Origin of the sequence: Pseudomonas auratipiscis (assembly GCF_036324085.1) — a bacterium.
Taxonomy (GTDB): Bacteria; Pseudomonadota; Gammaproteobacteria; order Pseudomonadales; family Pseudomonadaceae; genus Aquipseudomonas; species Aquipseudomonas auratipiscis.
Map to the genome: position 1 here is coordinate 44,497 of NZ_JAZDCU010000009.1, position 14,980 is coordinate 59,476.

General features: G+C 59.6%; 17 protein-coding genes. 9 read left to right on the forward strand and 8 right to left on the reverse strand.

Annotated elements, in window-relative coordinates:
* The first annotated feature begins 31 nt into the window (after nt 1-31).
* Nucleotides 32-505 carry a transcription elongation factor GreB gene (gene greB, locus V0R60_RS14320; RefSeq protein ID WP_136475374.1) on the forward strand — a complete coding sequence of 158 codons (474 nt, stop codon included), beginning with the start codon at nt 32-34 and terminating at the stop codon, nt 503-505.
* On the opposite strand, the gene V0R60_RS14325 is transcribed toward greB, so the two are convergent.
* A complete protein-coding gene (locus tag V0R60_RS14325; RefSeq protein WP_330079413.1) occupies nt 506-3,016 on the reverse strand; it encodes an ABC transporter permease in 2,511 nt (836 codons plus the stop codon).
* Nucleotides 3,016-3,699 carry an ABC transporter ATP-binding protein gene (locus V0R60_RS14330; RefSeq protein WP_136475376.1) on the reverse strand — a complete coding sequence of 228 codons (684 nt, stop codon included), beginning with the start codon at nt 3,697-3,699 and terminating at the stop codon, nt 3,016-3,018. Before V0R60_RS14330 ends, V0R60_RS14325 begins: the two co-directional genes overlap by 1 nt.
* 10 nt (nt 3,700-3,709) lie before the next feature.
* Here V0R60_RS14330 and V0R60_RS14335 point away from each other — a divergent pair, with 10 nt between their 5' ends.
* From V0R60_RS14335 to V0R60_RS14345, 3 genes are all read left to right on the forward strand, one after another.
* The gene (locus V0R60_RS14335) at nt 3,710-4,315 is read left to right on the forward strand and encodes an arylesterase (protein ID WP_136475377.1); all 606 of its coding nucleotides are present in this window, start codon (nt 3,710-3,712) and stop codon (nt 4,313-4,315) included.
* Nucleotides 4,316-4,371: 56 nt separating this feature from the next.
* Nucleotides 4,372-4,653, forward strand: a complete 282-nt coding sequence (locus V0R60_RS14340; RefSeq protein WP_136475378.1) for a hypothetical protein — start codon at nt 4,372-4,374, stop codon at nt 4,651-4,653.
* A 121-nt stretch (nt 4,654-4,774) separates the two neighbouring features.
* Nucleotides 4,775-5,746, forward strand: coding sequence for a L,D-transpeptidase family protein (locus V0R60_RS14345; RefSeq protein WP_203476604.1), 972 nt, complete (start codon nt 4,775-4,777; stop codon nt 5,744-5,746).
* A gap of 130 nt (nt 5,747-5,876) precedes the next feature.
* Here the strand turns inward: V0R60_RS14345 and oprI are convergent, their stop codons facing one another.
* Nucleotides 5,877-6,128: an outer membrane lipoprotei OprI gene (gene oprI / locus V0R60_RS14350; protein ID WP_003259780.1), complete on the reverse strand. Its 252-nt coding sequence runs from the start codon at nt 6,126-6,128 to the stop codon at nt 5,877-5,879.
* 507 nt (nt 6,129-6,635) lie between these two features.
* Between oprI and V0R60_RS14355 the strand changes: the two genes are divergently transcribed.
* Nucleotides 6,636-6,917 (forward strand): GNAT family N-acetyltransferase, encoded by a 282-nt coding sequence (locus tag V0R60_RS14355; RefSeq protein WP_136475380.1) that lies wholly within the window; start codon nt 6,636-6,638, stop codon nt 6,915-6,917.
* Between the two features lie 84 nt (nt 6,918-7,001).
* Here the strand turns inward: V0R60_RS14355 and V0R60_RS14360 are convergent, their stop codons facing one another.
* Both V0R60_RS14360 and V0R60_RS14365 read right to left on the reverse strand, forming a co-directional pair.
* Complete coding sequence (locus tag V0R60_RS14360; protein WP_330079414.1) at nt 7,002-8,078, reverse strand: 3-deoxy-7-phosphoheptulonate synthase; 1,077 nt, start codon at nt 8,076-8,078, stop codon at nt 7,002-7,004.
* Between the two features lie 169 nt (nt 8,079-8,247).
* Nucleotides 8,248-8,694: a PilZ domain-containing protein gene (locus V0R60_RS14365; protein ID WP_330079415.1), complete on the reverse strand. Its 447-nt coding sequence runs from the start codon at nt 8,692-8,694 to the stop codon at nt 8,248-8,250.
* A gap of 116 nt (nt 8,695-8,810) precedes the next feature.
* On the opposite strand from V0R60_RS14365, the gene V0R60_RS14370 reads away from it, so the two are divergent.
* The 4 genes from V0R60_RS14370 to cysB all read left to right on the forward strand — a co-directional run bounded on the left by V0R60_RS14370 (nt 8,811) and on the right by cysB (nt 12,385).
* A complete protein-coding gene (locus tag V0R60_RS14370) occupies nt 8,811-9,767 on the forward strand; it encodes a putative 2-dehydropantoate 2-reductase (RefSeq protein WP_136475383.1) in 957 nt (318 codons plus the stop codon).
* A gap of 19 nt (nt 9,768-9,786) precedes the next feature.
* A complete protein-coding gene (locus V0R60_RS14375; RefSeq protein WP_136475384.1) occupies nt 9,787-10,695 on the forward strand; it encodes a 5'-nucleotidase in 909 nt (302 codons plus the stop codon).
* Nucleotides 10,696-10,788: 93 nt separating this feature from the next.
* Entirely contained in the window at nt 10,789-11,286 is a 498-nt protein-coding gene (locus V0R60_RS14380; protein WP_136475385.1) for a universal stress protein, read from the forward strand.
* Between the two features lie 124 nt (nt 11,287-11,410).
* Nucleotides 11,411-12,385: an HTH-type transcriptional regulator CysB gene (gene cysB / locus V0R60_RS14385; protein WP_038609205.1), complete on the forward strand. Its 975-nt coding sequence runs from the start codon at nt 11,411-11,413 to the stop codon at nt 12,383-12,385.
* A gap of 60 nt (nt 12,386-12,445) precedes the next feature.
* On the opposite strand, the gene V0R60_RS14390 is transcribed toward cysB, so the two are convergent.
* From V0R60_RS14390 to V0R60_RS14400, 3 genes are read right to left on the reverse strand one after another with little or no spacing between them, the layout of a single operon-like run.
* Nucleotides 12,446-13,666 carry a hypothetical protein gene (locus tag V0R60_RS14390; RefSeq protein ID WP_330079416.1) on the reverse strand — a complete coding sequence of 407 codons (1,221 nt, stop codon included), beginning with the start codon at nt 13,664-13,666 and terminating at the stop codon, nt 12,446-12,448.
* Nucleotides 13,663-14,535, reverse strand: coding sequence for an ABC transporter ATP-binding protein (locus V0R60_RS14395; RefSeq protein ID WP_136475387.1), 873 nt, complete (start codon nt 14,533-14,535; stop codon nt 13,663-13,665). Before V0R60_RS14395 ends, V0R60_RS14390 begins: the two co-directional genes overlap by 4 nt.
* Nucleotides 14,528-14,929, reverse strand: coding sequence for a GntR family transcriptional regulator (locus tag V0R60_RS14400; protein ID WP_330079417.1), 402 nt, complete (start codon nt 14,927-14,929; stop codon nt 14,528-14,530). Before V0R60_RS14400 ends, V0R60_RS14395 begins: the two co-directional genes overlap by 8 nt.
* Nucleotides 14,930-14,980 lie beyond the last annotated feature (51 nt).

Sequence of the window (14,980 nt, forward strand, 5' to 3'; positions counted from 1 at the left end):
GTCGATCCTTCACCTACAAGCGAGAGAATCGTTGAGCACCCAAATCATCACAAAGGAAGGTCATGAAGCCCTGAAGCAGGAGCTGGACCATCTATGGCGGGTCAAGCGCCCGGATATCACCCAGAAAGTGACCTGGGCGGCATCGCTGGGCGACCGTAGTGAAAACGCCGATTACCAGTACAACAAAAAACTGTTGCGAGAAATCGACCGGCGTGTGCGCTACCTGCGCAAGCGCCTGGAAGACATGCGAGTGGTGGAGTATTCGCCAGAGCAGGAGGGGCGGGTGTTTTTTGGCGCCTGGGTCGAGATCGAGAACGAAGAAGGCCAGACCAAGCGTTTTCGAATCGTCGGCTATGACGAGATTTACGGGCGCATGGACTACATCTCGATTGACTCGCCCATGGCCCGGGCATTGTTGAAGAAGGAGGTCGGCGACGAAGTCGTGGTCCAGACCCCTTCCGGAGAAATGTGTTGGTGGATCAACGCCATCGATTACGAGAAGTGATCACCCTTCGCGCAACACGGCCAACGGACTGGCATTGAGCGCACGACGAGTGCCGTACACCCCGGCGCCGCCAATCAGCAGCGCACCGATCACTGGCAACAGCAGTAGCCATGGATGCGGGCTCCAGCTCAGGTCGAAGGCGTAGCGATATAGCAGCAGGGTAATCAATTCGCAGCCGATCGCCGCCAACAATCCGCTGGCTGCGCCCAGTAGACCGAACTCGATACGCCGCGCCTTGATCAACAGGCTGCGCCCAGCACCGAGGGCGCGCAGCAGTGCACCTTGGCGAATGCGCTCGTCCAGCGTGGCTTGCAGTCCGGCAAACAACACGGCCAGCCCTGCGGCAAGCACGAACAACAGCACATACTCAACCGCCAGCGTGACCTGGGCGAGAATGCTGCGTAATTGTTCGAGCAATGCATCAACCTGCAGGATTGTGACTGCCGGGAACGCCCGCGACAGGGCTACCACCTGCTGATCATGACCCGGCGCGAGGAAGAAACTGGTCAGGTAGGTAGTGGGCAGGTCTTGCAGGGTGCCGGGTTGGAAGATCATGTAGAAGTTGGGCTGGAAGCTGTCCCAGTTGACCGTGCGCAAGCTGCTGACCACTGCCTGGCGTTGCTGGCCGCCAATACTGAACGTGAGCTGGTCGCCCATTTTCAGCTTCAGGCTCTGGGCCAGTTCGGCTTCCACCGACACCCCAGGAAGGTCACTGTCGATAGCGGGGCTGGCCTGCCACCACTGGCCTTCGCTCAGGGCGTTGCCCTGTGGCAGCTCGGCTGCCCAGGTCAGGCTCAGGTCGCGTTGCACTGCGCGGTCACCGGTGGATTCCTTGCTGACGATCTGCTGCACGGCCTGGCCGTTGATTTCGGTCAGGCGCCCCGGAATTACGGGAAAGAGAGGGGCAGCCTGGGTAGTGAACTCATGCAAGCGCTGAGCGAAAGTATTCTTGTCGTCGGGCAGGATATTCAGTGCGAAATAATTCGGCGCGTCCTTGGGAAGCTGGTTTTGCCAGGTGTCGAGCAATTCGGCGCGCAGCAGTGCGATCAGCGCCATGGCCAGCAGGATCAGGCCGAAGGCCAGGGATTGTCCGGCGGCTGCCAGTGGGTGGCGCAACAGTTGACCCAGGCCCAGGCGCCAGGCCAAGGGCGCGCCGGCAAGCAGGCGTCGAAGGCTGCGCAGGCCAAGCAATAACAAGCCACCCAGTAGCACTGCGGCGACCAGGCCACCACCGAGCAAGGCGAAGGTCAGCAAAAGGTCCAGGCTCAAGCGCCACATAATCAGGGCCAGTGCCAACAGCGCTGCACCGTAAACCAGCCAACTGCTCGGCGGAACCGGTAGCAGATCGCGGCGCAGCACCCGCAGCGGCGGTACCCGACCCAGTGCAGCCAGAGGCGGTAAGGCAAAGCCTGCCAAGGCGACCAGTCCAGTGGCGACTCCGGCCAATGCCGGCGCCAGGCCTCCGGGCGGAATTTGTGCGGGCATCAAGCCTTGCAGTAGCTTGAATAGACCCAGTTGGGCCAGCCAGCCAAGCACAGCGCCCCCCAGGGCCGCGAGGCTTCCGAGTATTGCCAATTGCAGACAGAACAGGCTCAGGGCCTGGCGTCGTGACAGCCCCAGGCAGCGCAGCAGGGCACTGGCATCAAATCGACGAGCGGCAAAGCGACTGGCCGACAAGGCCACCGCTACCCCGGCCAGCAGCACCGCGACCAGACTGGCCATGTTCAGATAGCGCTCGGCCTTGCCCAGCGCGCCGCCGATCTGCCGGTTGCCGTCGCGAGCGTCTTGCAGTCGCTGGTTGGGTGCCAGGGTTTTGCTGACACTGTTCCGGTAACTGGCCAAGGCCTCGGACTCGCCGCGCCAGAGGTCACGGTAAGTGACACGACTGCCTGGTTGCACCACGCCCGTGGCATCGAGGTCGGCAAGGTTGATCAACACGCGCGGCGTCAGGCTGTAGAAGTTGCCAGCACGGTCAGGTTCAAAAGTCAGCACCCGGCTCATGCGCAGGGTTTTCATGCCAACATCGATAGTGTCGCCGATGTTCAGGTTCAGCGCGGCCAGCAGACGCGGCTCCACCCAGGCTTCACCAGGGGCGGGACCGCCGCCGCTGATTTCGCTGGCATAGGGCTCGGCGGCGCTGTGTAACTCGCCGCGCAGGGGGTAGGCGTTGTCGGCGGCCTTGACGCTGGATAACTGGATGCCGTTGTCGGTGGCAATCACGCTGGAAAATTCGACAACCTGAGCATGCGACAGGCCTACGGATTTGCCGCTGGTTATCTGTTCGGCCTGGGCTGGCGAGCTGCCTTGCAGTACCAGGTCGGCGCCAAGAAACTCGGTGGCGCGTAGCAGCATGGCGCCGTTGAGGCGCGCACCGAAGTAGCCGATGGCTGTACTGGCGGCGACTGCTACCAGCAGAGCGAAAAACAATACCCGCAGTTCACCTGCACGGGCGTCGCGCAGGAGCTGACGCAAGGCCAGGGCAAATAAACGGAACAACGGCAGGCGGGCCATCAGGGCTCCAACGGCGCGACCAGATGGCCGGCGTCCAGGCGGATCAGGCGACGGCAGCGCTGGGCCAGCCGCTCGTCATGGGTGACCAGTACCAAGGTGGTACCACGCTCCTTGTTCAGCTCGAACAGCAGGTCACTGATTCGTTCGCCGGTGTGGCTGTCGAGGTTACCGGTGGGTTCATCGGCGAACAGGACTGCAGGTTCGGCGGCAAAGGCCCGGGCAATGGCAACGCGTTGCTGCTCGCCACCGGACAACTGGCGCGGCGAATGGCTCAGGCGCTGGCCCAGGCCGACCCGTTCGAGCAGGCTGCGAGCATGCTCACGTGCATCGCGGCGACCGTCGAGTTCCAGGGGTAGCATGACGTTTTCCAAGGCATTGAGGCTGTCGAGCAGTTGGAACGACTGGAACACAAACCCTACATGTTCGGCCCGTACCCGGGCCCGCTGGTCTTCGTCCAGTTGGCCGAGGTCTTGCCCTGCGAGGGTGACGGAGCCGGCACTGGGCAAGTCCAGGCCAGCCAGCAGGCCCAGTAGTGTCGATTTTCCCGAACCCGAGGCTCCGACGATGGCGAGGCTGTCGCCTTGTTTCAATTCCAGTGAAAGTTCGTGCAGGATGGTCAGGTCGCCTTCCGCGCTGGGAACCACTTTGCTAAGGTTCCGCGCAGTGAGAATGCTGGGGCCCATGGAGAATCCGATGCGAGTGTGGTTATTGAGTGCTGGCCTGGCCTTGATGTGCATGGCGCAGGGCGCAGCAGCGGGTACCGTGCTGATTGTTGGCGATAGTATCAGTGCCGCTTTCGGCCTGGATACCCGCCAAGGTTGGGTTGCTTTGCTGGAACAACGCCTGAAATCCGAGGGTTTTGATGCAAAAGTGATCAACGCTTCGATCAGTGGGGATACCAGCGCAGGCGGCCAGGCGCGGCTGCCGGCGCTGCTTGCAGAGCACAAGCCGACGCTGGTGGTATTGGAGCTGGGGGGCAACGATGGCTTGCGTGGACAGTTGCCTAAACAATTGCAACAAAATCTTGCCTCGATGATCGACAGCGCTCGCCAATCAGGTGCCAAGGTACTCTTGTTGGGTATGCGTTTGCCGCCTAATTACGGCAAACGCTACACCGAGGCCTTTGCGCAGGTCTTCACCGACTTGCAGAGTGAAAAAAAGGTGCCCCTGGTGCCATTTTTCCTCGAAGGCGTGGGCGGAGTGCCCGAACTGATGCAGGCGGATGGCATTCATCCAGGGCAGAGTGCCCAGGCCCGTTTGTTGGAAAATGCCTGGCCGCAGCTAAAACCGCTGCTTTGACGCTTTTATACTGACCGGCTTTCGGCTAATGTGGCGCCCCCGATTTGGAGCCCCCGATGCCGCGTCCCGCCTGGTCCCTGTTTGCCTATCAATTGATCGAGCCTGACGAACAGCTTGACCTGTTCGCCTGCCAGGAGATCCGCGTTCACCTGGTGGCCCGTCAGCTTGAGCTGGGAGGTTCGGCCGACCGCACCCTGTGTGGCACCTTGCTGCCGGCGCAGCCGCGCTGGTCGGCGGTCGAGCGCGCGATCTACCGCGATCAGCGCCTGTGCTCGTTGTGTCGGGCGATTCTCGATGCCCAGCGTCGTGGAACCCGGCCGATCTGGCCGCAGCTGTAATAGCTCAAAACAGCCTTTCATCCCCTGCATCGCCTTCTGCGTCCGGGATGACTCCCGATTGTGCTGGGGGCGGTGTACAATCGCTCTCTTGACCTCAATGAATTTGCGAAGGATTTCCCGGATGTTGCCGCGCTTTCCCGCCGTCACCCGTTGCCTGTCCCTGGCCGCCCTGCTGGCGGCAGGTCCCGTTGCCGCGCTGGAGTTTCCCTTGCCTCCTCCAGGCGAGGACGTCATTGGCCAGGTTCAGGTGATAAAAGCCAAGTACGAAGACACCTTCGCCGATATCGGCACTGCCAACGACCTGGGCTACCTGGAAATGATCGCCGCCAACCCGGGGGTCGACCCCTGGCTACCTGGCGCTGGCACCGAGATCATCCTGCCAACCCGCTTCATCCTGCCGCCGGGCCCGCGTGAAGGCATTGTCATCAACCTGGCCGAATACCGCCTGTACTACTACCCGAAAGGGCAAAACGTAGTGCACACCTATCCGTTGGGTATCGGCCGTGAAGGCTGGGGTTCGCCGATTGCCAACACCAAGGTCACGGCCAAAACGCCGAACCCGACCTGGACACCACCGGCGTCCATCCGCAAGGAACACGCAGAAGACGGTGACATTCTGCCTACAGTAGTGCCGGCAGGCCCGGACAACCCGTTAGGCCCGTTCAAGTTTACGTTGGGCGTACCGGGCTACCTGATCCATGGTTCGAACAAGAAGTTCGGTATTGGCATGCGCACCAGCCACGGTTGCTTCCGCATGTTCAACAACAACGTGCTGGAGTTGGCCAAAATGGCGCCGGTGGGTGTCGCGGTGCGCATTATCAACGAGCCGTACAAGTTCGGTGTCAGCGCGGGCAAGGTCTACCTCGAGGCGCACACGCCGCTGGATGACAAGGGTGATCCATCGGTAGTCGACAAGCACACTGCGGTAATCAACACATTGCTCAAGCGCGAAGACCTGGCTAACAACCTGCGCATGAACTGGGACATGGTGCGCGACGTGGTTGCTGCGGAAGACGGCATGCCGGTAGAAATCGCCGTACCAACCACAGGTCAGCAGCCTATGGTTTCTAGCGTGCCGCTAGACATGCAATAACCTGCAAGAGTTCGCACCCGAGGCCTGCCATTGTGCAGGCCTCGTCGTTTCTATCGGCTTACTTTCTTGTCGGCAATAAAAAAGCCGACCCACAAGTGGGTCGGCTCCAAATAAAAATCCCGAGGGATAATTACTTACGGCTGGCTTTGTCCAGCATACGCAGAGCGCGCTCGTTAGCTTCGTCAGCGGTCTGTTGTGCTTTTTGAGCAGCAGCCAGAGCGTCGTCAGCTTTGCGGTAGGCTTCGTCAGCGCGAGCTTGTGCACGAGCAGCTGCGTCTTCGGTAGCGGTCAGACGAGCTTCGGTTTCTTTGGATACGCTGCTGCAACCGGTAGCCAGAACTGCGGCCAGAGCCAGAGCAGAAAATTTCAGAACGTTGTTCATCGTGTTCCCCTTCAAGGACTTTCTATTAAATAGCCATCTCTCAGAAAAGAGAAACTAGCCGGTGTACATAGTACCCATTACTTGTAGTAAGTAAACTGACAGAGCGCAAGAACTGCAAAAAAATACGCCTGTCCTGGGGCCTACCCAGTTTTTGAAAAAAAACCGTGAAGGCGCCGCCGTAGCGGCTGTATTCAAGTGTAGCAAGTGTGTTTTTTTGTTGAACTAGCGGTGACTTTAAGTGTCATCAAACGTCTTAGCATTACAACATCCGGCAACTGTTCAGGCCGCTGCCCGCTGCCTGGTCCACTGGCTAGAAGTACATGAAATTTATGACCAGATGCCTTGAGCATACGGGCCTTGGGCGCCTACTATTTGTACGTGCTCTTTTACCAGAGAACGACCAGGCTGTTCTTGCTGTCCAAACGGGCACGGGGTGGCGTAGAGGTTCCTTCGCCGGACAAACATCGGTAAGGTAGGGTCAGATTACAAGACCCGCGAGGAGTAATGATGAGCGAGGCGTTGTCCATCCACCATGACCAGGCTGGTCATCAGTTCGAGACCAATGTGGACGGTCATCGTGCTTACCTGACCTACATGGACTTGGGTAAGCAAACCCTGGATATTTACCGCACCTTTGTTCCCAATGCGTTGCGGGGCAGGGGTATTGCTGCTGCGCTGACCGAAAAGGCGCTGCAGTATGCCGAAGACATGGGTTACACCGTGATTCCGTCATGCTCGTATGTTGAGCGCTACATGGAGCGTCAGCAGCGTCACTCCACCAAGGCCTGAGAATCGCGAAGGGCAGCCGCAGCTGTCATTTAACGCACACACACAAAAACGCCGGGCATTGCCCGGCGTTTTTGTGTGTGTCTGTCAGGCGCGGTCGCGCTTGGGCAGGACGTCCTTGAGCTTGGTATGCATGCTACGTAGGGTTTTCTCGGTGGCATCCCAGTCGATGCAGGCGTCGGTGATCGATACACCGTACTGCAGGTCGTTGAGGTCCTTCGGAATTGCCTGGCAGCCCCAGTTCAGATGACTCTCGACCATCAGGCCGATAATCGACTGGTTGCCTTCGAGGATCTGGTTGGCAACGTTCTCCATCACCAGCGGTTGCAGTGCCGGGTCCTTGTTGGAATTGGCGTGGCTGCAGTCGACCATGATGTTGGGTTTGATCTTGGCTTTGGCCAGTGCTTGTTCGCACAGAGCGACGCTGACCGAATCGTAGTTCGGCTTGCCATTGCCACCGCGCAATACCACGTGACCATAGGCGTTGCCCTTGGTGGTAACAATGGATACGCCACCTTCCTGGTTGATACCCAGGAAACGATGTGGGCTGGAGACCGACTGCAGGGCGTTGATCGCGACGGTAAGGCCGCCATCGGTGCCATTCTTGAAGCCTACGGCCGAAGACAGGCCCGAAGCCATTTCGCGGTGAGTCTGGGATTCGGTGGTGCGTGCGCCGATCGCCGACCAACTGATCAAGTCTTGCAGATATTGCGGGGAGATCGGGTCAAGGGCCTCGGTAGCAGTGGGCAGGCCCATCTCTGCCAGGTCCAGCAACAGTTGGCGACCAATGTGCAGGCCATCCTGGATCTTGAACGAGTCGTCCAGGTAAGGATCGTTGATCAAGCCTTTCCAGCCGACCGTTGTGCGTGGTTTTTCGAAGTACACACGCATGACCAGGTACAAGGTGTCGGACACCTCAGCAGCGAGAACCTTGAGGCGCTCGGCGTACTCATGCGCCGCCTTGATGTCGTGGATCGAGCAAGGGCCGATAACCACGAACAGGCGGTGATCCTTGCCATCGAGGATATTGCGCACCACTTCGCGGCCCGCAGTTACGGTCTTGAGCGCCGCAGCGCTCAGGGGAATTTCCTTCTTGAGCTGATCTGGGGTGATCAAGGTCTCGTTGGAGGCAACGTTTAGGTCATCGATCGGTAAATCAGCCATCGTGTTACTCGTCAGGTCACGGGTGCCGGCCGCCAGCGATCCCCGTGCGGCGGAGCAGCAAGATTGTACGCAGCGGGGAGCAGAACCTTAGCGCGTTACACGGTGGCTCGACAATGGGCAGAGCCTGCTTTCCTGCGTGTAAAAGCCCGTAGGGGCGGGGTTTTTCGCGTTAAACAAGAATCTGCCGGGTGTAGGTGGCTTCCAGATTGGCTTCGGAGAACTCGCCAGCGTGCAGGCTGACCCATTGTTGAGCGAGTGCTTCGAGGTCGGGCGGGGTGGTTTGTTCGCGGGTGTGCTGTTGGTAAAGGTGCTGTATCTGGCAAACCTGTTCGCTCATTCTGGCGCCGAACAAGGCTTGTTCATCGATGAAGGCAATGCCGACTCGGTAACCGTCTTGCTGCTTCTGGCACCAGGCCACGTAGCCGGAAAAGCGTGCCGAGTCACCCAGGGAGGGAATGATCATTTCGATAGCCATGCCGCGCCGGTAGGCGCGAGGATGATTGCAGGCGATACCGCCCAGGCTGATAGTGTGCAAGCGCTGGCGGAACAGGCTGGGCGAGGGCCGCAGGGACAGTTCGACCGGGACATCGTCCGGGTGGGGCAGGAATCCGCGCATGATCGACTCCATGTCGATTTTTTGACCTTGTTCGCCTGAGTATAGTGAAAGATCGTAAAGCGCTTGATTTGTGTGTAAAAAAATTGAACAGAAAATGAACGGTTGAAGGAGGCAGGATGAACACCAGCAGTCCGCGTATTGGCATCCTCGGTACCGGTGCCATTGGCGGTTTCTACGGCGTGATGTTGGCCCGGGCCGGGTTCGATGTGCATTTTCTCCTGCGTAGCGAATTCGCAGCGGTCAGCGCTCACGGCATGCGCGTTGAAAGCGCGGTACACGGGGTGATACAGATGCCGCTGCAGGCCTACGCCGACGCCGCGGATATGCCTGCGTGCGACTGGTTGCTGGTGGGCGCCAAGGCCACCAGCAACGCCGAGCTTGCGCCACTGATCGCCAAGGCCGCAGCCAGCGATTGCAAGGTCGTGCTGTTGCAGAACGGTCTGGCAGTAGAAGAGTCCCTGCGTCCGCTATTGCCTGGCGACCTGCACCTACTTGGTGGCCTGTGCTTTGTTTGCGCCAATCGAGAGGCGCCGGGGGTCGTTCGTCACCAGGCTTTCGGCGCTGTGCACTTGGGCTATCACAGTGGCCCACAGGTCAATGCTGCTGAACGTCAGGGTGTTGTCGAGGCGTGTGCCGAGCTGTTCCGTGCAGCGGGTATCGAGGCTCAGGCGATGGCGAATCTGGCCCAGGCGCGTTGGCAGAAGTTAGTGTGGAATGTGCCTTACAACGGCTTGTCCGTGTTGCTCAGGGCCAGTACCTCGGCGCTGATGGCCGACGAGCAGGGCCGGGAATTGATTCGTGCGTTGATGGCGGAGGTCGTGCAGGGGGCGCATAGCTGTGGTCACGCGTTGCCCGAAGGCTATGCTGAGCATCTGTTCGCAATGACTGAACAGATGCCTGATTACTGGCCCAGTATGTACCACGATTTTTCCCATCAGCGGCCCCTGGAACTTGCGGCTATCTACGCCGAGCCGTTGAGGCAGGCACGCGCAGCCGGCTGCAGCCTGCCGCGTATAGAGAGCCTGTATCAGGCATTGGCTTTCATCGATCGACATAATCTGCCGGCGCACTAGCGCGTTCAGAGGACAGCACATGGGCAAGAGTCTTGGCGACAAACTGGTGGTGGCGATCTCCTCGCGGGCGCTGTTCGACCTCAGTGAGAGCCACCGTTTGTACCTGGCGCAAGGAGTGGAGGCTTACCGCCAGTATCAGATCGAGCACGAAGACGAAGTGCTGGAACCCGGTGATGCTTTTCCGTTGGTGCAGAAGTTGTTGGGGCTCAATGCTCATCTTGGCCAGCCTCGCGTCGAAGTCGTTCTGGTGTCGCGCAACAGTGCCGACACGGGCCTGCGCGTTTTCAACTCAATTGAACACCACGGTCTGGGTATCTACCGTGCAGCCTTTGTTGGAGGGCGCAGTCCCTATCCGTATCTGGCGGCTTTTGGTTGCCACCTGTTTCTTTCCACCGATGCCGATGATGTTCGCAGCGCCCTCGACGCCGGGTTCGCTGCAGCGACCATCCTGTCAGGAGGTGCGCGTCGAGCCGCCAGCGATGAGTTGCGCATCGCCTTCGACGGAGATGCCGTGCTGTTCTCCGACGAATCCGAGCGTGTCTATCAGTTGGGTGGGTTGGAGGCCTTTCAGGCCAGCGAGCGGCAATCGGCCCGCGAGCCGCTGCGCGGTGGTCCATTCAAGCCATTTCTCGCCGCACTCAACCTGCTGCAGAAGGAGTTCCCAGAAGGCGCATGCCCGATTCGTACCGCCTTGGTCACGGCACGCTCGGCACCGGCCCACGAGCGGGTGATTCGGACATTGCGCGAGTGGGATATCCGCCTGGACGAGTCGCTGTTTTTGGGTGGCCTGGACAAGTCGGCGTTCCTTGAAGCCTTCGCCGCCGATGTGTTCTTCGATGATCAGGCCGGTCACTGCGAGCGGGCGCGCAGTGTGGTGGCAACAGGTCATGTGCCTCATGGCATCAGCAACGAACCGAGCTTGGGCTAGGCCGTTTGGGCCGAGCGCCGGACGGAGCAGCGCGTGGGCGGCGCGCTGCTAAGCTGAAGCTTGCTCTGCCCCCGCGGCAGTCGAGGAGGTCGAATGATCCGTTCCATGCTGTATGCCACTGACCTCGGTGTATACGCGCCTTTTGTCATGCAACACGCGCTGGCGTTGGCGCGTACATTCAATGCAGAGCTCTATGTCATCCATGCCGTCGAACCGATGGGGCAGTTTGCTGAATCGCTGCTACAAAGCTACCTGGACGAGCGCACCCTGGATCAGTTGCACAGCCAGGGGGTGAACACGGTCATGGCCAATATCGAGCAGCAGGTACTGGAAAATTTTCGCGATGAATTGGGCGAAGAAGCGGATCTGGCCTTGATCAAGGCAGTGCGTGTGCGTCAGGGCGATCCTGCTCAAGTGATTCTGGAGCAAGCTCAGCGTTTGAACGTTGATTTACTGATCTTTGGCAGTCATAGCCAGGGGGCGGGGGTCGATATTCCCTTGGGGCGCACCGCTGTGCGCTTGCTGCAGTTGTCGCCGGTACCGGTGTACATGGTGCCCTTGGCCCAGCACTTGGGGCGTCGGAAGGCATAACGCAGCCTTGTCGGTGGATTCCTACTAGACTGTTAAAATAGTTCTAGATTTATTCTTCAAACCACTAATATAGTTATAAATCGTCGCTGCTGCCGGTGACGCCCAGCTGATTTGAGGGATACATATGAAGCTTCAACAATTGCGCTACATCTGGGAAGTGGCGCACCACGACCTCAACGTCTCCGCGACAGCGCAGAGCCTGTATACGTCCCAGCCGGGCATCAGCAAGCAGATCCGCCTGCTCGAGGACGAATTGGGCGTTGAAGTGTTCGCGCGCAGCGGCAAGCACCTGACCCGGGTGACGCCGGCAGGTGAGCGGATTATCACCACCGCAGGTGAAATCCTGCGCAAAGTCGAGAGCATCAAGCAGATTGCCCAGGAATTCTCCAACGAGAAAAAGGGCACGCTGTCGATCGCAACCACCCACACGCAGGCGCGTTATGCACTGCCGCCCGTGATCAGCAGTTTCATCAAGCAATACCCGGAAGTGGCCCTGCACATGCATCAGGGCTCACCGATGCAGATTGCCGAGATGGCTGCCGACGGCACCGTGGATTTCGCCATTGCCACCGAAGCGCTGGAACTGTTCGGTGACCTGGTGATGATGCCGTGCTATCGCTGGAATCGTTGTGTGGTGGTGCCGCAGGGACACCCGCTGACCAAGCTGCCAAAGCTGACCTTGGAAGCCCTGGCCGAATACCCGATCGTTACCTATGTGTTTGGTTTCACCGGTCGTTCCAAGCTCGATGAGGCCTTCAGCCATCGCGGCCTGACGCCAAAAGTGGTGTTCACCGCTGCTGACGCCGACGTCATCAAAACTTACGTACGCCTGGGCCTGGGCGTGGGTATCGTGGCCAAGATGGCAGTCGATACCAAGCTCGATAACGATTTGGTCGTGCTCGATGCCAGCGAGTTGTTCGAATCCAGCGTGACCAAGATCGGTTTCCGTCGCGGCACCTTCCTGCGTGGATTCATGTGCGACTTCATCGAGAAGTTTGCTCCGCACCTGACACGTGAAGTCATGGCCAAGGCAATTCAGTGCCACAACAAACAAGAGCTCGAAGAGCTGTTTGCCGATGTCGAATTACCCGTGCACTGACGCCTGCCCAGGCATGAAAAAACCGGCCTTCGTGCCGGTTTTTTCATGCCTGGGCAGGGCTCAGGAAATATTCACCCAGATTGTGCCAACGTAAACGGCAACCATCGCGGCTATCGTTCCCAGGGTCAGTTGACGACGGCTGAGCGCGCCGCGCCAGGCCAGCCTGGCCAGGCCCAGCGTCACCACGAACATCAAACAACTGAAGGTAATTGCAGGCAATGGCTGGTGGAGCCCCGGGTCGTTGTTCGATGCCGCCATGGCCATGAGCACAAGTGTCAGCAGCGTCAATTGTTCCAGCAGCCGATCGCGCAGTTGGCGCATCACGCTTGCCTGCAGGTGCTCACGGGGCGGTAGGCCGGGTGTCAACAGCAAATCGGCCAGCGGCGCGCTATGTTGGCCATGCAGGCCGGTCAGATTGCGAAGGGTGCGAAGCGGAACCCAGATCAAAATGACGGCGACCCACATCGACAGGTAAACCCCGCTGAAATTGGCCTGAAATGCATACAAAGACGCTAACGCGCAGGCAAAAGCCAAGTAGGTCCAGTACTGTCGGCGTTTTCCGTAGGTCTGCCTGATGGTCTGAAGGCCAAGAATTACCGCGACTCGATCCTGGCTCAAGCGGTTGGGTGTTGTCGTCGAGCGGCTCGACATGCCGGCCACTGGCGCAAAGCGCTCCCGTGCCGAACCGGACAGGCTCAGAAGATGTTCGTCCAGCGCCACGCCCAGAGGGCTGAGAAAGCGTGTTCGAGGTCGTACAATCTGCCAGTGCCAAAGTGCCGCGCTCAATGCCAGTAACAAAAGCCCAAGCAGGGTACACAGCACGGGATCAGCCACTACTGGCCAGTAAAGGCCGAGCAGCGCCATCGGGATGATGTTCAGCGCCCCCGGCATGCTGATGAACCACAGGCCATAGCACGAGCCTAGCCAGAGAGCGGCAGCGAGTTGCAGCGTATTGTCGTTAGTAGGGGGCCATAGCAGCAGGAAGGCCAGCGTCGGCCCAATACTCAGTGCCATGTGTAGAGCGACACCGCGCAGCAACGTGAGGTGAACGCCCGGCACTTGCAGCGCGATCATGTTGACGGTCAGGTTGCAGAGTCGCGGGCCCTGCAGCAGCCACCACAGCGCGGCAGTCATCGCCACGGTAAAGGGCCAGGCCAGGGATTCGCTACTGGCTGAATGCGAAATAACCATGCCGACTGCCAGTATTGCCACGTAGCTCAACAAGCTTAGGGTCATTATTCTGGGGCCGAAAAATACAGGTTTGAGCGCTTCGGACTTCATGCCGTCAGCTCCACAAACAAGTCTTCCAGGCTGAGACTGTGAACGCTGGCCTGTTTGGGCAGGGCTGACAGGGCATCGCTGTCGCTCAGGTTCAGCACCAGACTCCAGCCACCCTCAGCGAGTGCGCGCCGGACTGACTCTCCCGGCAGCGGTTGTGCGGGCAGGGGTACATCTTGTGGCCAGCGCACCCGGCGCAGCTGATCCTTGAGTTGATCGACTTCAGCATAAAGGCGCAGCCTGCCCTGATGCATGAGGGCGACGTGAGAGGCGACTCGCTCCAGATCGGAAATGATATGCGTCGAAAACACCACGGTGCTGCCATGTTCACCTGCCAACTCGACAATTTCTCGCAATAGCTCGCGGCGAGCCAGTGGGTCCAGGGCAGCCGCTGGCTCATCCAGCACCAATAACCGTGGGCGGGGCGCCAAGGCGCGGATGATTGCCACTTGCTGGCGTTGCCCAGGCGATAGTTCCTGCAACAGACGCTTGCTGTCGAGGTTCCAACGCTGCAGCAGGCGTTCGGCCAACGGATTGTCCCAAGTTGGGTACAGGGTGGCAAAAAACGCCAGAGCATCGCCAACCTTCATCCATTGCAGGCTATCGGTGAGTTGTGGCACGTAGCCCAAGGCGGCCTTGTCATGATCGTCGATTTGCGTGGCGGGTTTTCCAAACAGTCGTGCCTGACCGCTGTTTGCCTGGCGCAGGCCCAGCAGGCACTCGATCAGGGTGCTTTTGCCCGCCCCATTGCGCCCCAGCAAGCCAAGAACGGTACCAGGCGCGATGCTTAGCGAGACGCCGTCCAGTGCCATGTGATCCTTGTAGCGTTTGCTCAGGGCGTGGGCTTCAACCACGAGGGGCAGGTTATTCATTACGATCCTTCGAAAGCGTTGCTTCATTCATGAGAGGTGTGAGTGCCTCGACCAGTTGATCGAGGCTCAAGTCCAGTTGGCGTGCCTGGCGGGCCAGTTCCTGCAGCGTAGGTAGCAATGCTTGCAGGCGGGTGGCGGTCGGGGTAGCGGTCTGAAGGTCTGCAGCAACCTGCATGCCCTTGCCGCGATGGCGCTCCAGCAAGCCTTGGGCTTCGAGCAAGGCATAGGCCTTGGAGACGGTCATCGGATTGATTGCGTGGGCGGCGGCCACCTCGCGCACCGAGGGCAGGCGGGTACCCGGCGGGCAGGCTCCGGCACTGATCAGGCGAGTGATCTGGCCGACGATCTGGCGGTAGATCGGGTCGGGGGAGCTGGGTTCGATGTGCAGCGTCATGGCGTCCATGTGTATTAGTGTAGCAATACACTATGGTGGCGACACAAGCAC

What these genes read in the sequence shown, in the direction of transcription:
- V0R60_RS14355 (WP_136475380.1), top strand. Translation starts at nt 6,636, where the DNA reads ATGAGCGAGGCGTTGTCCATCCACCATGACCAGGCTGGTCATCAGTTC.
- V0R60_RS14380 (WP_136475385.1), top strand. Translation starts at nt 10,789, where the DNA reads ATGATCCGTTCCATGCTGTATGCCACTGACCTCGGTGTATACGCGCCT.
- V0R60_RS14330 (WP_136475376.1), bottom strand. Translation starts at nt 3,699, where the DNA reads ATGGGCCCCAGCATTCTCACTGCGCGGAACCTTAGCAAAGTGGTTCCC.
- V0R60_RS14390 (WP_330079416.1), bottom strand. Translation starts at nt 13,666, where the DNA reads ATGAAGTCCGAAGCGCTCAAACCTGTATTTTTCGGCCCCAGAATAATG.
- V0R60_RS14360 (WP_330079414.1), bottom strand. Translation starts at nt 8,078, where the DNA reads ATGGCTGATTTACCGATCGATGACCTAAACGTTGCCTCCAACGAGACC.
- oprI (WP_003259780.1), bottom strand. Translation starts at nt 6,128, where the DNA reads ATGAACAACGTTCTGAAATTTTCTGCTCTGGCTCTGGCCGCAGTTCTG.
- V0R60_RS14400 (WP_330079417.1), bottom strand. Translation starts at nt 14,929, where the DNA reads ATGACGCTGCACATCGAACCCAGCTCCCCCGACCCGATCTACCGCCAG.
- V0R60_RS14375 (WP_136475384.1), top strand. Translation starts at nt 9,787, where the DNA reads ATGGGCAAGAGTCTTGGCGACAAACTGGTGGTGGCGATCTCCTCGCGG.
- V0R60_RS14395 (WP_136475387.1), bottom strand. Translation starts at nt 14,535, where the DNA reads ATGAATAACCTGCCCCTCGTGGTTGAAGCCCACGCCCTGAGCAAACGC.
- V0R60_RS14365 (WP_330079415.1), bottom strand. Translation starts at nt 8,694, where the DNA reads ATGCGCGGATTCCTGCCCCACCCGGACGATGTCCCGGTCGAACTGTCC.
- V0R60_RS14370 (WP_136475383.1), top strand. Translation starts at nt 8,811, where the DNA reads ATGAACACCAGCAGTCCGCGTATTGGCATCCTCGGTACCGGTGCCATT.
- V0R60_RS14335 (WP_136475377.1), top strand. Translation starts at nt 3,710, where the DNA reads ATGCGAGTGTGGTTATTGAGTGCTGGCCTGGCCTTGATGTGCATGGCG.
- V0R60_RS14340 (WP_136475378.1), top strand. Translation starts at nt 4,372, where the DNA reads ATGCCGCGTCCCGCCTGGTCCCTGTTTGCCTATCAATTGATCGAGCCT.
- cysB (WP_038609205.1), top strand. Translation starts at nt 11,411, where the DNA reads ATGAAGCTTCAACAATTGCGCTACATCTGGGAAGTGGCGCACCACGAC.
- V0R60_RS14345 (WP_203476604.1), top strand. Translation starts at nt 4,775, where the DNA reads ATGTTGCCGCGCTTTCCCGCCGTCACCCGTTGCCTGTCCCTGGCCGCC.
- V0R60_RS14325 (WP_330079413.1), bottom strand. Translation starts at nt 3,016, where the DNA reads ATGGCCCGCCTGCCGTTGTTCCGTTTATTTGCCCTGGCCTTGCGTCAG.